This window comes from Kitasatospora sp. NPDC054939, assembly GCF_053610105.1.
This window is the reverse complement of record NZ_JBSGXP010000107.1, coordinates 1-13,996: the sequence shown is the minus strand read 5'-3', so window position 1 is coordinate 13,996 and position 13,996 is coordinate 1. Positions and strand designations below refer to the sequence as shown.

At 69.8% G+C, this 13,996-nt stretch carries 9 protein-coding genes; 7 read left to right on the top strand and 2 right to left on the bottom strand.

All coding sequences use genetic code 11. The features are described 5' to 3' along the window. The first annotated feature begins 89 nt into the window (after nt 1-89). The 5 genes from ACWGB8_RS26470 to ACWGB8_RS26450 all read left to right on the top strand — a co-directional run bounded on the left by ACWGB8_RS26470 (nt 90) and on the right by ACWGB8_RS26450 (nt 7,611). Entirely contained in the window at nt 90-3,773 is a 3,684-nt protein-coding gene (locus ACWGB8_RS26470; protein ID WP_452216100.1) for an ALF repeat-containing protein, read from the top strand. 1 nt (nt 3,774) lies between these two features. Beyond that, a complete protein-coding gene (locus ACWGB8_RS26465) occupies nt 3,775-4,140 on the top strand; it encodes a DUF7674 family protein (RefSeq protein ID WP_452216099.1) in 366 nt (121 codons plus the stop codon). Between the two features lie 177 nt (nt 4,141-4,317). Next, entirely contained in the window at nt 4,318-5,019 is a 702-nt protein-coding gene (locus ACWGB8_RS26460; protein WP_452216098.1) for a hypothetical protein, read from the top strand. 182 nt (nt 5,020-5,201) lie between these two features. Then, nucleotides 5,202-6,749, top strand: a complete 1,548-nt coding sequence (locus ACWGB8_RS26455) for a hypothetical protein (protein ID WP_452216097.1) — start codon at nt 5,202-5,204, stop codon at nt 6,747-6,749. A 517-nt stretch (nt 6,750-7,266) separates the two neighbouring features. Continuing rightward, entirely contained in the window at nt 7,267-7,611 is a 345-nt protein-coding gene (locus ACWGB8_RS26450; protein WP_452216096.1) for an STAS domain-containing protein, read from the top strand. 65 nt (nt 7,612-7,676) lie between these two features. Here ACWGB8_RS26450 and ACWGB8_RS26445 read toward each other — a convergent pair whose 3' ends face one another. Beyond that, entirely contained in the window at nt 7,677-8,642 is a 966-nt protein-coding gene (locus ACWGB8_RS26445; protein ID WP_452216095.1) for a trypsin-like peptidase domain-containing protein, read from the bottom strand. 158 nt (nt 8,643-8,800) lie between these two features. Then, complete coding sequence (locus tag ACWGB8_RS26440) at nt 8,801-9,556, bottom strand: hypothetical protein (protein ID WP_452216094.1); 756 nt, start codon at nt 9,554-9,556, stop codon at nt 8,801-8,803. Between the two features lie 1,550 nt (nt 9,557-11,106). Between ACWGB8_RS26440 and ACWGB8_RS26435 the strand changes: the two genes are divergently transcribed. Both ACWGB8_RS26435 and ACWGB8_RS26430 read left to right on the top strand, forming a co-directional pair. Further along, the gene (locus ACWGB8_RS26435; protein ID WP_452216093.1) at nt 11,107-11,424 is read left to right on the top strand and encodes a PadR family transcriptional regulator; all 318 of its coding nucleotides are present in this window, start codon (nt 11,107-11,109) and stop codon (nt 11,422-11,424) included. Beyond that, on the top strand, nt 11,421-12,407 hold the full coding sequence (locus ACWGB8_RS26430) for a hypothetical protein (RefSeq protein ID WP_452216092.1): 987 nt from the start codon (nt 11,421-11,423) through the stop codon (nt 12,405-12,407). Before ACWGB8_RS26435 ends, ACWGB8_RS26430 begins: the two co-directional genes overlap by 4 nt. The last annotated feature ends 1,589 nt before the right edge of the window (nt 12,408-13,996 follow it).

Below are 13,996 nucleotides of genomic sequence, written 5' to 3'. Positions count from 1 at the left end.
AGACCCCTCCTCAGGTGTGGTGTCGATCCATGCGATCATTCGTGCTCGTAACCTTCCTGCCGTCAGTGAACCGGTTCTGATGAGGTGGCATGAGCGAACAGAATGTAAGATCGTCAATGAGGGAGAACTCAGTCAGTGGACGGCTGGGGCGCAGTCTGGTGGCAGCAGTCGCCACTCTTCTGATTGTGGCCGGTCTTGTCGCACCCGCTGGTTCGGCAGATGCCGCCGATGGCGCTGGAGTGGAGCTCAGTCCGCGGGCTCGAGTAGTTGAGGAATGGAAGATCGGCGGACGGTCAGTCAAAGCCGCAGCGGTAGCAGCTTTGACGGGCTCCGATGAGGATGTCCGGGTGTTTCTGGACACTGCGCGTGCGGTGGCTGCCGAACAGGATGATCGCCTGAAGGTTCTGCATCTTGTGAATTCGAGCGGTCCCGGAGTGCGGGCTGCTGCGAGTTCCGCACTTGCGGGCACCGCGCAGGACATCCGAACCTTCCTGGAGTCTGGGTGGATCAAGCACTGGGAAGATGATCAGCAGGTAGCGGTCCTGCGGGCGATGCATATCGGCGGCGTTGCCGTCCGCGAGGCCGGCCAGAAGGCGCTGAACGACGGCTCGCATGAGGCAGTCTCCCGCTTTCTCGTTACGGACCTCGCCCCGGCACGTGCTGAGGATGACGAGGTTCAGGTCCTGCGGCTCATCAACGCCGGCGGGCCCCAGATGAAGAAGGCTGGCAGTGCTGCACTGGACGCAGGTCCGTCGGCTGTCAGGGAGTTCCTGCAGGATGGGCAGCATGCGGCTCGTGCTCAGGACCAGGAGTCGCTGACGGTCGGACAGCTCGTCGAAGCGGCACGGCAGGCCTCTGCTGTCGCAAAGGCCGAGACGGCGTCTGCCAAGGAGGCCTCGGCACGAGCCGTCGACTCAGCCCGAATGGCCAAGGAGGCCGCGCAGCGGGCCGCCGCTGAGACCGCAGCCGCGCAGGGATCAGCAGATAAAGCGTCGGCTGCCGCCGGTCGGGCCGCTGACGCCGCTGAGAACGCAGCAGTGGCGGCACAGACCGCCGTGGCCGCCATCAAGTCGGCTGCCAATGCCGCGCGGACTGCAGCCAGCGCCTCCTCCGCTGCTGCCGCAGCCGCCACCGCGGCAAACAGAGCTGCAAGTCGCGCCTACCAAGCAGCAAGCTCCGCAGCCAAGGATGAAGGCCAGGCCGCAGCTGCCAAGGAAGCGGCCACCAGCGCACGGAATGCTGCAGCACATGCGACGGCCGTCGCGCAATCTGTGGTCGAGTCGGTCACCGCTCTCAAGGAGTCTCTGAACTCCACCCAGGCTGCCGCGAGTGCAGGAGCTCATGCTGCAGAGGCGGCTTCCGCCGCCACCGCAGCCTCCGCGCAGAGCGGTGTTGCTGGACAGCAGGCCCGGCGCGCCGCAGCCGCGGCCGATAAGGCCCGGCGGGCGGCGGCTGTCGCCAGCCAGGCTGCAGGGGCAGCCCAGGCACTGGCCACTCAGACACTGTCGTCCGCCGATCAGGCCCGTGCGGCGGCCGAGGAAGCGTCGACCCATGCCTCCGCGGCTGCCAAAGCAGCTGAGGACGCTGCTGCCCACGCTGGAGGAGCATCGAACTGGGCCAGCCTAGCGACCCAGCACGCCGACGCGGCGCTCAAGGCAGCTGCCGATGCGACGACCGCCGCGAACCAGGCAGCCGCTGTCGAGCAGACAGCACGGCAGGCAGAGACTGCCAGCCTTGAAGCCGACCGCGACATCGCCATTCAATCCGCGCAGGAGCTCAAGAAACAGGAGATCGAACAGCAAGCCGAGATCGCCTGGGAAACCGCAGAGTCGCTCCGCCAGGACGAGGAGACCAAGCAACTTCTCAGCGCGGCCACGGCACCGGGAACTCCCGCGCTCGAAGCAGTAGCGAAGGGACGCAAAGCCGCGGCAAACCTCATGTCCACCGGCGGGCCCTGGACGGCGAAGGCAGCTGAGTCCGCCCTTGCCGGCGGAAGCGACGACGTTCTTCAGTGGTTGAGTGTCAGCCGACAGACGGCAGCAGCTCAGGACGACCGCACGAAGGTGGTGCACCTCACCGAGCACGGCTCGTCAGCAGCTCTCAGAGCGGCAGCTTCGACCGCACTGGCGTCGACGCCGACCGAACAAGCCGCCTTCCTGGCAGAGGGACAGCATCTCGCACAGTCCGACGACTACCAGGTCCAGACCCTGGCCATCATGCATGCTGGCGGCAAGGCCGTGAAGGCGGCTGGCAGTGCGGCCATTGACGTCGGGACCACTGAAGCGCTCCGTTCCTTCCTCATAACGGGGCAGCACAAGGCCCGCGAGGAAGACGACTCCGTCGAAGCGCTCCGTCTCATCAACGCTGGTGGGCCCAGGGTGAAGGCCGCGGCGCAGGTCGCCCTAGAGGCACCTGCCTCGACCCTGCGCCAGTTCGTCTCTACAGCCCAGTACGAGATCGCCAAGCAGGACGCTGACGACGCCATACACGTGGCAGAGATCCGCCGTCAGATCAGTGATGGCAAGGCCGCGGCGGCCGCAGCTACTGCGCACGCGGCACAGGCCGCCGAGGTTGCGGCCACTGCACGTGGAGCCGCGTCGGAGGCGAATGGCTACGCCAGCCAAGCAAGCGACGCCGCGAACGCCGCGAAGGGCTTCGCAGACCAGGCCCGTCAGTCGGCGGCGTCAGCCGACCAGTCAGCAAAGACCGCAACAGCCTCGGCTCAGCAGGCCAAGGCGGCGGCTGCCAGCACCAGCAGCGCCGCTACGGCAGCCGCAACATCCGCTCGACGGGCAAGCTCATCGGCGGCGAAGGCTCACGTTTACGCTCTTCTCGCCTACAACTCGGCCCAGGCAGCACGTACCTCCGCAATCAATGCAGGCAAGAGTGCCGGTGAGGCCGCTGCTGCCGCGGCAGACGCGGTGAATATTGCGGCAGCCAAGCAGAACCAGGAGGAAGAGGCTCGCCGGAAGGCGGCAGCAGGAAACCAGGGAGAGCCCACCCCGCCCGAGCCTTCAGAGCCCGCCGGCATCGAAGAACTCCACGAGTACGAGACAGGAGTCTTCCTCCTGTCCTTCGACGGGACATGCTTCCTCAACGGCGTCCAGTTGCCAGCCAAGGGGTCCGACTACTGCGGCAACGTTGCCAGCGGGCTCGACTCGTGGTTGAACCAATTCGGGGACGCTGTCGGACTCCTTCCGGGACAGGCCGCTCCCGACCCCGCGGCAAGCCTCCTCGCTGGTTACTGCAACTACCATGATGACCGGCCGTTCACAAACAGCTATCCTAACCGTGCGACCTGCGGCCCCGAGCTGCTGGACCAGTTGAAATCCGTGGTTCCGGCAGTGGTGACAATGGAAAGCGGCGCCGGATCGGGCTTGAGCAAAATGCTTAAGCCACTGACGAAGCGACTCGGCCTGCGAGAGGCCCCCAAGATCACGGGAATTGCCAGGAACAGGCAACTCTTTGAGAAGTACAAGGATATCCTTCGCAAGGAGATGGAAAAGCCCTATGTCGAGGATGAGAAGCTTGGAAAGGTAGTGAACGAGCTGTATCGCGAAAATGCCAAGATCGGCAGTGGGAGCACCGCCGCAGCCGTCCGCTTCGAGAAGCTCACCGGAAGGCCCGTCGGAGCCAAATGGCATACCCAGAAGGCCGAGAACTCAATCGTCTTCCTGCAGAACTGGCTCAAGGACAACCCGACAGCACGCCTAGGCGACCGAGCTGCTGCTGAGAACATCCTTCGCGACATGAAGAACGCCCTCGGAGTGTGAAATGAGCTTTCCAACCTGGTTCGAAGATATCCGGGCCGTCAACCCTGCACTTACCGTAGATGAGGACCTTCCGCTGGTATTTGCTCTGGCTGATTTCGGCCAGTCGCTCGCGAATAATGCTAGTAATGTGACAGATGCCCAGATGGGCGAAATCTTCGGAAGGATGGAAGAGATTCTTGAATCCGGCAGCGAAGACGAAAGTACCGCAGTTGCAACCGGATTCCTCGAGGCGCTCATGAATGCATGGGACCAGGGTTTCGACCTTGAGCGCTCCTGGAGGCACGTCGGCCCTCAAGCGAGGGCATACTGTCTAGCATGGAACGCATATTCAGGGATCAGCTCCCCTAGGTGGATGGTCGTAAATTGAACGGCCTCGGTTTCTTCGTCCACTAGATGAAATGGTTGTGCCCTGCCGGAGAATTCCGGTAGGGACAATCCAACCCCCGCGCCCCACTCTCCCCGCCTCACCTCCCCACCGTCCGGGCCCTGCCCGGACGGCCCGCTCCCAGCTGCGCCCCGCATCGGGCTGCCGCAGGGTGGGGTGGTGAGTCTGATCGTGGCGCTGGAGCAGCCCGAGGAGTCCGATCTGCTGCGCGCCGCTAGCCGGTACGCCGACGCCGGGGACGAGAGCGCCCTCGCTCACGCCGCGCTCGTCTACCAGGAGTGGCAGCGCATCCGCGGCGAGGTGGCCACCACCGGCCGCGAGACCTACGACCAGGACCACGACCTCGGCCTGCGCCGCGCCCAGACCGTCGCCCGGCACCGCCAGGACGTCGCCGACCGCGCTCGCGAGGCCGCCGAAGACGCCCGGCAGCGAACCGACACTGCGCACCGCCGGCTCGCCGGAGCGGGAGCTGACCCGCTCTACACCGCCCTCGCCCGGGCCGGACTTCACATCCTGACCGAGGGCGACCACCAGGCGGTGCGCGAGCTCACCCGCCACCTCGATGCGGCCACCATCCGGCAGGTCGCCGACTGGCTGGAGCGCACCCGCCTCCACCGCCCTCGTCCCGGCCGCCGGCCGTACTCAGCCCACGCGGCCCGTCGTACGCCGCAGCAGCTTCTGACCCTTCGCCGGGCCTGGTGCACAGGTGCGGTCGGCCACGTAGGCGCCCCGCCCCCGGGCAATGGTGTGCGGGAGGAGCGGTCCGATCCTGTCACGCCGCCGGGGCAGGACCGCAGTGGTGCCCCGCCCGAGACCCTCGAACAGTGCCTTCCGCCGAGGGGCCGGGTGCGAGCGCAATAGGGCTGCCCGGGTGAAGACCTTCCCGGCTGGGTGACGTGGCTGCTCCGCTTGTCCTACAACCTGTCAGCGGGCATTCCTACCGTCCTCGGTATGACGAACCACCTGCGCACCACAGCACCGACCGCACCCACCACGAAGCCGACCGGCTCGGCCTACAGCAGAGCAGCGGGGCGGTGAGCGGCATGAGCCTCACCTCCGGCCTCAAGTGCCCCCGCACCCCGCTGCGCCGCTTCCTTGACCGGGAGATGTCGGCGGGTCCCAAGCCGCTGCGGGAGGACTTCCGTGCCCGGCACGCCGACGTGCCAGTGCTGTGGCCGCTGCCCGGCGCCGGCACGGGGGCCGGCACCGTGGGCACCGCGATCGACCAGCGCCTGCGCCTGGCGTTCACCGCCGCCCACCCCGTCGACCTGCCGACCCGCTTCGGCGTCGACACCGCCCGGCAGATGGGCTCCCGGGCCGGCGAGCGGATGGGCGCCGTCGGCGACCAGCTCCTCGAGCGCCTGGTCGACGTCGTCCACGACCTCGACCTGGACAACCGTGACCGGCCGGTGGACCGCTTCTGGCAGGAGGAGCAGCACCTCGCGCGGCTCCTGCTCGCCGCGGCCTGGTACCAGGTCGCCACCCGCAACGCCTTCGGCTTCACCCACACACCGCTCTACCTGGCTGCCTCCGAGGCCCCCAAGACCTTCACCCTGGACCGCCTCCTCGCCCTCCCGCACCGCGACCTGGTTGACGACACCCACGGCCAGCTCGTCCTCGCCGCCACCAGCCCCCTGGCCAAACTGCGCACCGCCAGCGATCCCGCCAGGTGCACCGGCGGCGTGCTGTTCTCCGGCATCGACATCACCGCCGACGCGGACCTACTGGCCGGCGGCACGCTGATCGAGATCAAGAGCACCCGCCACCCGCGCCGCTTCGAGCAGCACACCGCCTGGCAGATCCTCGGTTACCTTCTCCTCGACCACGCCGACCACCACCGCATCGACACCGTCGGCCTCTACCTCACCCGCACCGCCACCCTGGCCACCTGGACGGTCGAGGACTGCCTCGCCCTGCTCGGCGCCCGCTGCCGCGACCTGCCCCGCCTGCGCGCCACCTTCGCCGAACTGCTCGCCAACTGCACCGCCGACCGGGAACCCCTGGAGCGGTGTGAGGAGCACCGGGTCCAGCGCCTGCTGGAACGCCTCGCCACCCCCGCTCCGGCCGGCCACTGCCAGGTCTGCGCTCAGACCATGCCAGCAGCCGGGGCTGGCCGCTCCGCGCGCTTCTGTACCGACTGGTGCACCCGCAGGGCCCCGGGACTGCACCGGCGAGGCTGGCTCTCCGCCCCGCTGCCCGACCTGTCCATCGTCGGTGACGACCGTCCCCTATTTCTGCGGCAACAGTTGAGGGGCCGTCACCGTGAGAGCGGTGCGGCCCCTCAACTGCGCGCAGAGTCAGATCTGCCGCAGCGCCCTCTCGGTGGTGGCGGCCAGGACGATGGGCCGGCCACTGCCCGACCTGCCACCGCGACATACCCACACCCATGCGAACCTGACCAAGCCCTACTAGAGACCACCGCCCGGCTGTACGACTGCCTGGTGCAGTACGCCGCCGACCTCGACGCCTCCTTCGCCCGAGCCGATGCGTACGGGCAGCCGGGCCCGGGTTCGGTGACGGACCGCGCGCGGGCGGACGAAGTCGCGCAGTACCTGGCCGAGGTGACCGGCGCCTACCTCGCTGCCGGGTAGCCCTCTCCGGCGCTGGCTGCCGGCTGACCCCCTACACCGCCGTCCCGGGCCCGTACCGGCCGGGCCCGCCGCTTCTGCACCGACTGGTGCGGTAGCCGGGCGTCAGGGCTGCGCAAGCGGGGGTGGCTGCCGGACCTGGCCATCGCCGCGTGACCTGCCCCCGTGTCCCACGCCGCGCCGGCGTACGCCCGAGGCCGGCGTGGGACACGGCCGCAGACCCCCTCGCCGCACCGGACCGGGGCTTGCCCAGTCCCGGCGTCGCCGCCCAGTCCCGGTGGCGTCGTACCAGGCTGGGCAGGAGCCGGCACCGGCCCTGCCCCCAGCAAATCGACGGACAGGCCCAGGACCCGGGCACGACTGCGACGACGACGCTCAGACATGCCGAACACCCTGCCCGCCGCCGCCCCGCCGCGCCCGCGACACGCCGCCGCCAGGCCCGGCGGGGGCTGCCCCACCGCGCCGTACGGTGGCCGTGTCCACCTGACCCGAACCCCCCCGGACAGCGAAGGGAATGTGCGTGAGCATCGGGCCTCCCTTCACCGCGACCGTCCGTGGCACCCCTGCCGGCCCGGTTGTCGAGGCCGCCAGCGAACTCGACCTCGCCGGCGCCCCGATCCTGCACGCCGCGCTCCACCGCGCCCTCGCGATCCGCCCGGCGTTCCCGAAGCCGGGGATCGACCTCGCGGCCGTCACCTTCTGCGACTCCACCGGCATCGATGCCCTGCTGCTCGCCCGCACCGAGGCGGACCGCCAAGGCGTGACCCTCTACCTGGCCCACCCCATCCAGGCCGTGACCCGGGTCCTGGAGATCACCGGAATTGACCGGACGATCCCCGTCGAGCGACTTCACCGCGCCGACTGACCCGCCAGCAGCACCTTGCCGCCCGCCCGGCCGCTTGCCCTTCCTCGTCCACCCGCTTGGCCTGCCTAGTCGCCGGTCGGGTCCGGGCCGTTCGGCGGGGTTGGCCGGAGCCGGGCCGGCACCTCAGGCCCCAGCGTCCAGCCGGCCGGTGCGACCTCGAGCAGGAACGCGAAGAGGGCGTCGGTGGTCCACACCATGCCCAGGTCGGACTCCGGGTGGACCCGGCCGCTGTAGACCCCGACCAGTCCGGTCACTGATTCGCCATGCATGATCGTGTCCTCCCCGATCACGACGGGGTCGGCAGGGCCCAGCTGCAGGACGACCGGGGCGCCGGACTGCCCTGGCCGGGTCCGGGAGTCCAGCAGGAAGCCGGGCAGGCCGTCCCACCCGGCGAGCGGCTCGCTGGCGACCGGTGCCGCCGTCCAGACCGCGTACGGCCAGCTGCCGGTGTTGCCGAACGGGAAGCCCAGCACGAAGAGCCGGTCCGTGACCCGCAGGGGAATGTCGACGTCCTGGTCGCTGCCCTGCTGGCTACGGCGATCCGCAGGCCACAGTTCACGCACCGTGGGCCAGCGGTTCGGCATCGGGGCCTCCACTACCGTCTCCGGGAGGCTACCGATGTGCAGGGCTGCCACGTCGATGCGCTGCTCTTTGGGAGCTCGCCAGAGCGGGACCTCCTGGTAGTCGCCCTTCCCGTCGTACAGGTCGTAGTCCTTCTCGAGAGGCTCGAGCCCGACGGCCGTCTCACCGGCGAAGCGCACGCGAAGGTAGTCCGGACAGAGCCCTCTTTTCGACATGACGGCCTGGTTGTCGGAGCGCCGGCCGCTGAGGACGTGCCGGGCGGTGATGAGCCAGTAGCTGCCGGGGAAGCCCATGAGGAACCCGGTTGCTGGCCCCAGAAGGGTGTCATCAGCACCGCCGAGGGAGCGGTGCCGGGCTTCGATGTACAGGGCAGCGAAGGCAGGGTGTGGATGCTTCTCGCTCCTCGCATGGCGAGAGCTTAGAGGTGGCGGGGTGTTCGTGTCCTTCATGCCGAGGTGCCCGCCCGCCTCGGGGTGGACTACCTGGCCGGGAGTCCATGCTGGGTCGTCCACCTGGCCGTCGGCGGCCGTCCTGGTGGGGGCCCGGTCCTGGTCCCGTTCCGCCGGCCGGGCCGCCGTCGTCGGTCCCGGCCCGCGCTGCGCGCGGGCTACCCGTCCCGCCGCCGTCCGGCTCTCCGGTTCCGCCTGCCCGGCCGTTCTGCCCGGTCCTTTGCCCGCTCGGGTGCTTGGCGATGTGCTGCATGGCGAGCCCGGGCACGTGCGGCACGGGCCCGTTTAGCGGTATCGCGAAGCTCCAGAACACGGTTCGAATCGTCGGTCAGGTCTGGCAGGGCATGGATGATGCGACTCAGCGTCCGCTCGTTCGGGATGCGACTGCCGCGGAGGAAGCCCTGGAGGCGTTTCAGAGTGATGTTCCGCTCGCCTGCCTTGGGCCCTCCGGGCATCACGCTGTCAACGGTTGAGTCCTCATCACTGCTCCTGTCACGGGACAGCAGTGTGGACAGCTTCAGCAGATCCTCCTCCGCGTTGGGCAGGTGGCGCCGAAGAATTTGGACGAAGCGGCGGTGATCCTGCGGCAGGCCGATGGATACTGCGGGGCCGCGCGGCACCGATCGGGAGCTCGATTCGATTATTTGGCGCCGCTGGCTGAGGCGATCAATCAGCTCGAACTGGTGCACCGTGGCGAAGGCCGTCCACACCCACGGCCAGGGGTCCTTGGCGGGCAGTGGCGTTTGGTGCAGACCGGTGAAATGGGCCCGGAGCAGTGCGGACAGTGTTCGATCGGAGCAGACCCGCGTGCCGGACAGGGCTGCGTAGATGGCCGCTGGGGACACCCCGGTGTCGCCGGAGACGATTGGGACGTCGACCGGATCGAGCAGGGCCCGAAGCTCGAGGGCGAACACACCTTGCGGTCCGTCAGAAGGATCGAGTACCCGCCTCGGAGTTGGCATATGCCAATAGTCCTCTCTGATCCTGTCTGTGATGTCTCGCAACAAGTTATAGGACGACGCGTGATCACCGTGTCTCGTTACTGTCCCCAAGTCAGCACGCTTCAGGCGCCGCTGACCGACCGGGCCCGGTCACGTTCGTCCCATTCGCCTCATGTCAGGAGCCGGCAGATGACCGCGCCGCGTCGTATCCCTCCGTTCAACACCGTCATTCAGCAGTGGTGCGCCAAGCAGGCCAGGCGCCTGGGGCGCCTCACGCGGTCCAGCGCCGCAAAGGGGCTGGCGTACGGGGCGTTCAGCACTCTGGGCGCCACGGGCACCAGCTACGCCCTGTGGTGGATCCACTCCCGTTGATTCTGGAGGCACAGGAGTCGGGACCGCCGCTGGCCGGTCTCGGTCCCGTCCCGTGACCTCACACCGTTCAGGGCGCTCGGGTCGCGTTCTAGTAGACCAATCCGGGCCGATGCGCCGGGCCCGGTCCGGCTGTCCGGAACACTGCGGGGCGCTCCGGTTTCGGTGACGGCGGGTGGCGGCCTCCCCGGTCGGCCGGGGTTCGGCAGGCGGTCCGGGGGCCGGGTCCGCTGCGGGGTGTTCCCGCAAATTGACGGCCCCTCGGAAATGCCACCGGTTTCCGTCCCGGTTTTCCTCATCGATTCAGCTGGGATTACTGCTGTCCGGGGCTGCTTCGACGGGTGTGAATTCATGCGGGAGTTCGCCCAGGGAACTGGGCGGGGGTGCTGGCGGGTTCCGGGCGCTCCGGGGCCGTGCGAGTGGCCGTCGTCCCCGGGCGGCGGCCGTGCCCGGCTCGCGGCCGTCCTCGGCGCGGTCCGGGGCGGTGGTGGCCGGGCTGCTGCCCGCCGCCAGGAGTTGCCGGCCCCGCCCGCCGGCCCCCGGCCCCGGGTCGGCTGTGCCTGGCCGTGGTGGCCGGGATAGTGGGTGCCCGTTGTTCCCGGCCTGCTGCGCCTGGCCGTCGCCCTGGTCGTGCTGCTGTTCTGCTGCTGCCCGCCGTCAGGCTGCTTCCCGGTCCCGGTCCCGGCCGGCGGCGACCGTGCCCGGCCCCCGGCCCCGGGCCGCCCCTGGCCCCCGGCGGCCAGGCCCCGGCCTGCTGCGTCTGGCCGCCCTGCCGGGCCCGCTGCTGGGCTGTCGCGGTGGTTGTCGCGCTGGGGGTGCTGTCGTGTGGGGTGACGTGGGCACAGGGCCGGATCCCCCGTGCCTGGCCGGTCCGCGACAGCCCCGTGCGACAGAGGGCCGCGGGTACTCCCCGGCCCGGCCTGCTGCTGCTCCTGCCGGTCCGTTCCCGCCGCCCCTGCGCCTGCCCGCTTGCTCGCGTGCCAGGGGGCACTGGCACGCCCTCGTCCTCGCCGTCTCGGGCGCCGCCCGCTGTACTCCCGGCCCTGTTCTCCCCGAAGGCTCCGCCAGGTCTCAGAAGCTGATCTGGAAGGTGACTCCGGACAGATCGATGATCGTACTCGACAAACGCTCAGGTTGGTGGTCCACTGAGCGTCATGAGTACTCCTCGTATGACGAAACCGACGATCGGAGTGCTGGAAGTCCTGCTGTCCGCGACGGACGACGACCCCGCGTGGGGTCTGAAGATCTGCGTGGAGGCCGATCTGGGCTCCGGCACCGTGTACCCCATCCTCGAACGGCTCTCCGAACGCGGCTGGGTGGAGTCCTGGGCTGAGACCGAGCCTCACCCGAGCCGCCCGCCCCGACGCTTCTACCAGCTCACGGGCGCCGGCCGCCTTCAGGCGAACGAGGCCCTCCGGGCCCGTGCCGGTCGGCGTCAGCGCTTCCTCGGCCTGGCAGGTGGTCACGCATGACCCGCTTGATCACGAAAGCGATGGAAAGCCGCCTCGGACTCCTGATCCTGATGCTGCTGTTCATCACCACCGCCGCCCTACCGATCGCGAATGCCGTCCATTCCTTCGAAGGACAGTCGTCCGCCACTCAGGCCATCTGGACCGGGACCGCCTTCGTCGCCGTAATATTTTCCTTCCAGTCCCTCTGGTTTTGCCTCGGCAGACTGGTGGCATTCCGTCTCACCGAGCGTATCCACGCCCAGAGGGATAGATGGGAAGCGGCAAGCAATGTGACTACAGTAGTCGCACGCGACTACGAAGCCTTCGTGGCCCAGCTGCAGGCGCATAAAGAAGCTGGCCCCATGCCGGAATCACTGGCCCTCCAGTACGCTGCGAAGCAGGAAGAATACCGGCGATACATCGGAAAGCACCACGCACACGTAAATCGCCTGACGCGGCGGAGCAAGTGGATCTCGCGCGCAATCACCACAGCGGAAATCCTCTCGGAACCTCCCAGTGGCTATATCCTCCGCCGTTTGAACGGACGGGCCCCGGACACCAACCGCACCCTCACCTCGATCGCCCTTCTACTGGCAGGCCCCCGCCACGCCCACCTCCGGGGCGCTTGGCACGCCGACCTCGCCGGCGCCCCCGAAGAGGGCCTCGTCATCACCCCCCGCCGCGCCCGGCACCTCGCACTCGGCTTCGTCGTCGCCGGAATCAAATTGCGACTGCATACCCTCGCCAGTCCCTTGTGGGTACCGATCGACTGGATCCTGGCGAGCAAGAACCGCACCAACAACACGATCGTGGCCACGGCCGGCGGAATGGCCATCTACTGCCAGATCACCGGAGGACTCCACGGCCTCCTGACCGACGGAATGGGCAGCAGCGCCCTCACCTACGGCAGCCTCCACACCCTCGCCCGTGCGCTTCGCCGCCACCGCGGCATCGAACTGAACGCACCCGACCACCAAGACCCCGCACCCAACTCCGACAGCTGAAGGTCCTTCACTGCCCGAGCAGACCGCTGCTCCCCGCCCGCCAGCCGGCTGCCCCGGCCCGCGCACCGCCAGCACGCTGCCCCCGGCTCGGGGGAGGGCGTCCTGCCTGCCGCCGTTCCCCCGGGGGCGCCGGCTCCAGTTCCAGCACGCGGTGCCGGGCGCACCCGGGCGACGTGCACCCAGGGCGGGGTGCCGCCCGCAGGGGCGTACCCGCCGTCTCCGGGGGCCGTAGGCCGCCCGGCCCGGCCCCACCGCGCCCCGGCCACGCCCTGCCGCACCCCCGTCAGGGGGCCGCAGGCCACCGCCCGCGCCCGCCCGCCATCCCCGGCCGGTGCCGCAGGCCCGGCCCCGCCCGCCCGCGCGCTGCCGGGCCGTCAGGCCCCGGCACCCCCACCACCCACCGGTCCGGCCGCCAGGCCGGCACCCCCACCGCGGCCGCCAGGCCGCCCGTGCCGGAGGACCAGGTGCTGGTGCTCGGCTGCGCCCGGGCCCCGGGTTAGCCCCCTGTCTCGCTGAGCGTGTGGTGCTGCTCCCCGCGCTGCCCTCTGGGGCCGGGGGTGAAGTTCCTGACAGCTCTTGCATCTCGGTTCCCGAGGGCCCGCCAGCTCTTGCGCGTTCGTCCCGCCGCAGGTCGGAGGGTTGCGGGTGCGGTTCACGGAGAGGGTGGCGGTGCGGGCCCGTGTGCGGGTTCGGTGCCCGGTCGGGAGTTGCCTGCCGCACCCTGCCGCAGGACTGCGCCGCACCCGCCCGATGCTCTCGCCGAGCTGCGGTCGTGGCCGCCGCTGCGCCCCGGGAGGGCCCGTCACCGGGCCCCCGGGGGAGCCGGGACGGCGCGGGTGCCGGTGGTGCTTGGCGGGTGGCTTGGCGAGCGACTGGTCCCCGTCGTCGTTCCCGCCGCCGTCGCGGCCGGGGCCGGCCTTTTGCCCGCCGCGCACCGGCACCCGGCTGCCGCAGGCCGTTGCCCGCCGACACCTGCCGCCCGCTGCTCCCCGGAGTCCCCGCCGCGTTCCGGCCGCTCCTCCCGCCGCCCCTCCCGGGCCCGCCGCCCCGTCCCCGCGCCGCAGGTGCCGCCCTCCCCTCCTGCTGCCGCTCACGGCCCGCTGCGGAGCCCGCCAGGGCGCCGCCCAGCCCTGCCCCTCCCTGAAGGCCGCAGGCCGCCCGACGGGCCACCACAGGGGCCGCAGAGTACCCGCGCCCCGAGGCTGCGCCCCGGGGCTGTGGCTCTCTACCGAAAATTCGCGGGATATCGTGAACGTGGCCCCTCCGGATTTAGCCGTCCCGTCAGGGATGGCCTTTTTACCGGCAATTTGCGCCACATCGTCAACGCCCACTCGGACACCCCGCCAGGGGAGGCCTATCTCCGACAATTCACGTCACATCGTTAACGCTCCCGGCCGCAGGCCGGAATGGGCCCCATGGCGGGCCGCAGGCCCGTGCCGCTTTGACACCCGACACCCGTCGAGTTGAGGCCCCGCCAGGGGCCGCCCCCGACAAGCCAATTCGCCATCGGCGAATTGCCCCGCCACCCACCCATCCCCGGCCCGGCGCAGCCGCGGTCTCGTATAAACATCAGGCCCTGCCGACGAAGT

What these genes read in the sequence shown, in the direction of transcription:
- ACWGB8_RS26435 (WP_452216093.1), top strand. Translation starts at nt 11,107, where the DNA reads ATGAGTACTCCTCGTATGACGAAACCGACGATCGGAGTGCTGGAAGTC.
- ACWGB8_RS26430 (WP_452216092.1), top strand. Translation starts at nt 11,421, where the DNA reads ATGACCCGCTTGATCACGAAAGCGATGGAAAGCCGCCTCGGACTCCTG.
- ACWGB8_RS26445 (WP_452216095.1), bottom strand. Translation starts at nt 8,642, where the DNA reads ATGAAGGACACGAACACCCCGCCACCTCTAAGCTCTCGCCATGCGAGG.
- ACWGB8_RS26470 (WP_452216100.1), top strand. Translation starts at nt 90, where the DNA reads ATGAGCGAACAGAATGTAAGATCGTCAATGAGGGAGAACTCAGTCAGT.
- ACWGB8_RS26455 (WP_452216097.1), top strand. Translation starts at nt 5,202, where the DNA reads ATGAGCCTCACCTCCGGCCTCAAGTGCCCCCGCACCCCGCTGCGCCGC.
- ACWGB8_RS26465 (WP_452216099.1), top strand. Translation starts at nt 3,775, where the DNA reads ATGAGCTTTCCAACCTGGTTCGAAGATATCCGGGCCGTCAACCCTGCA.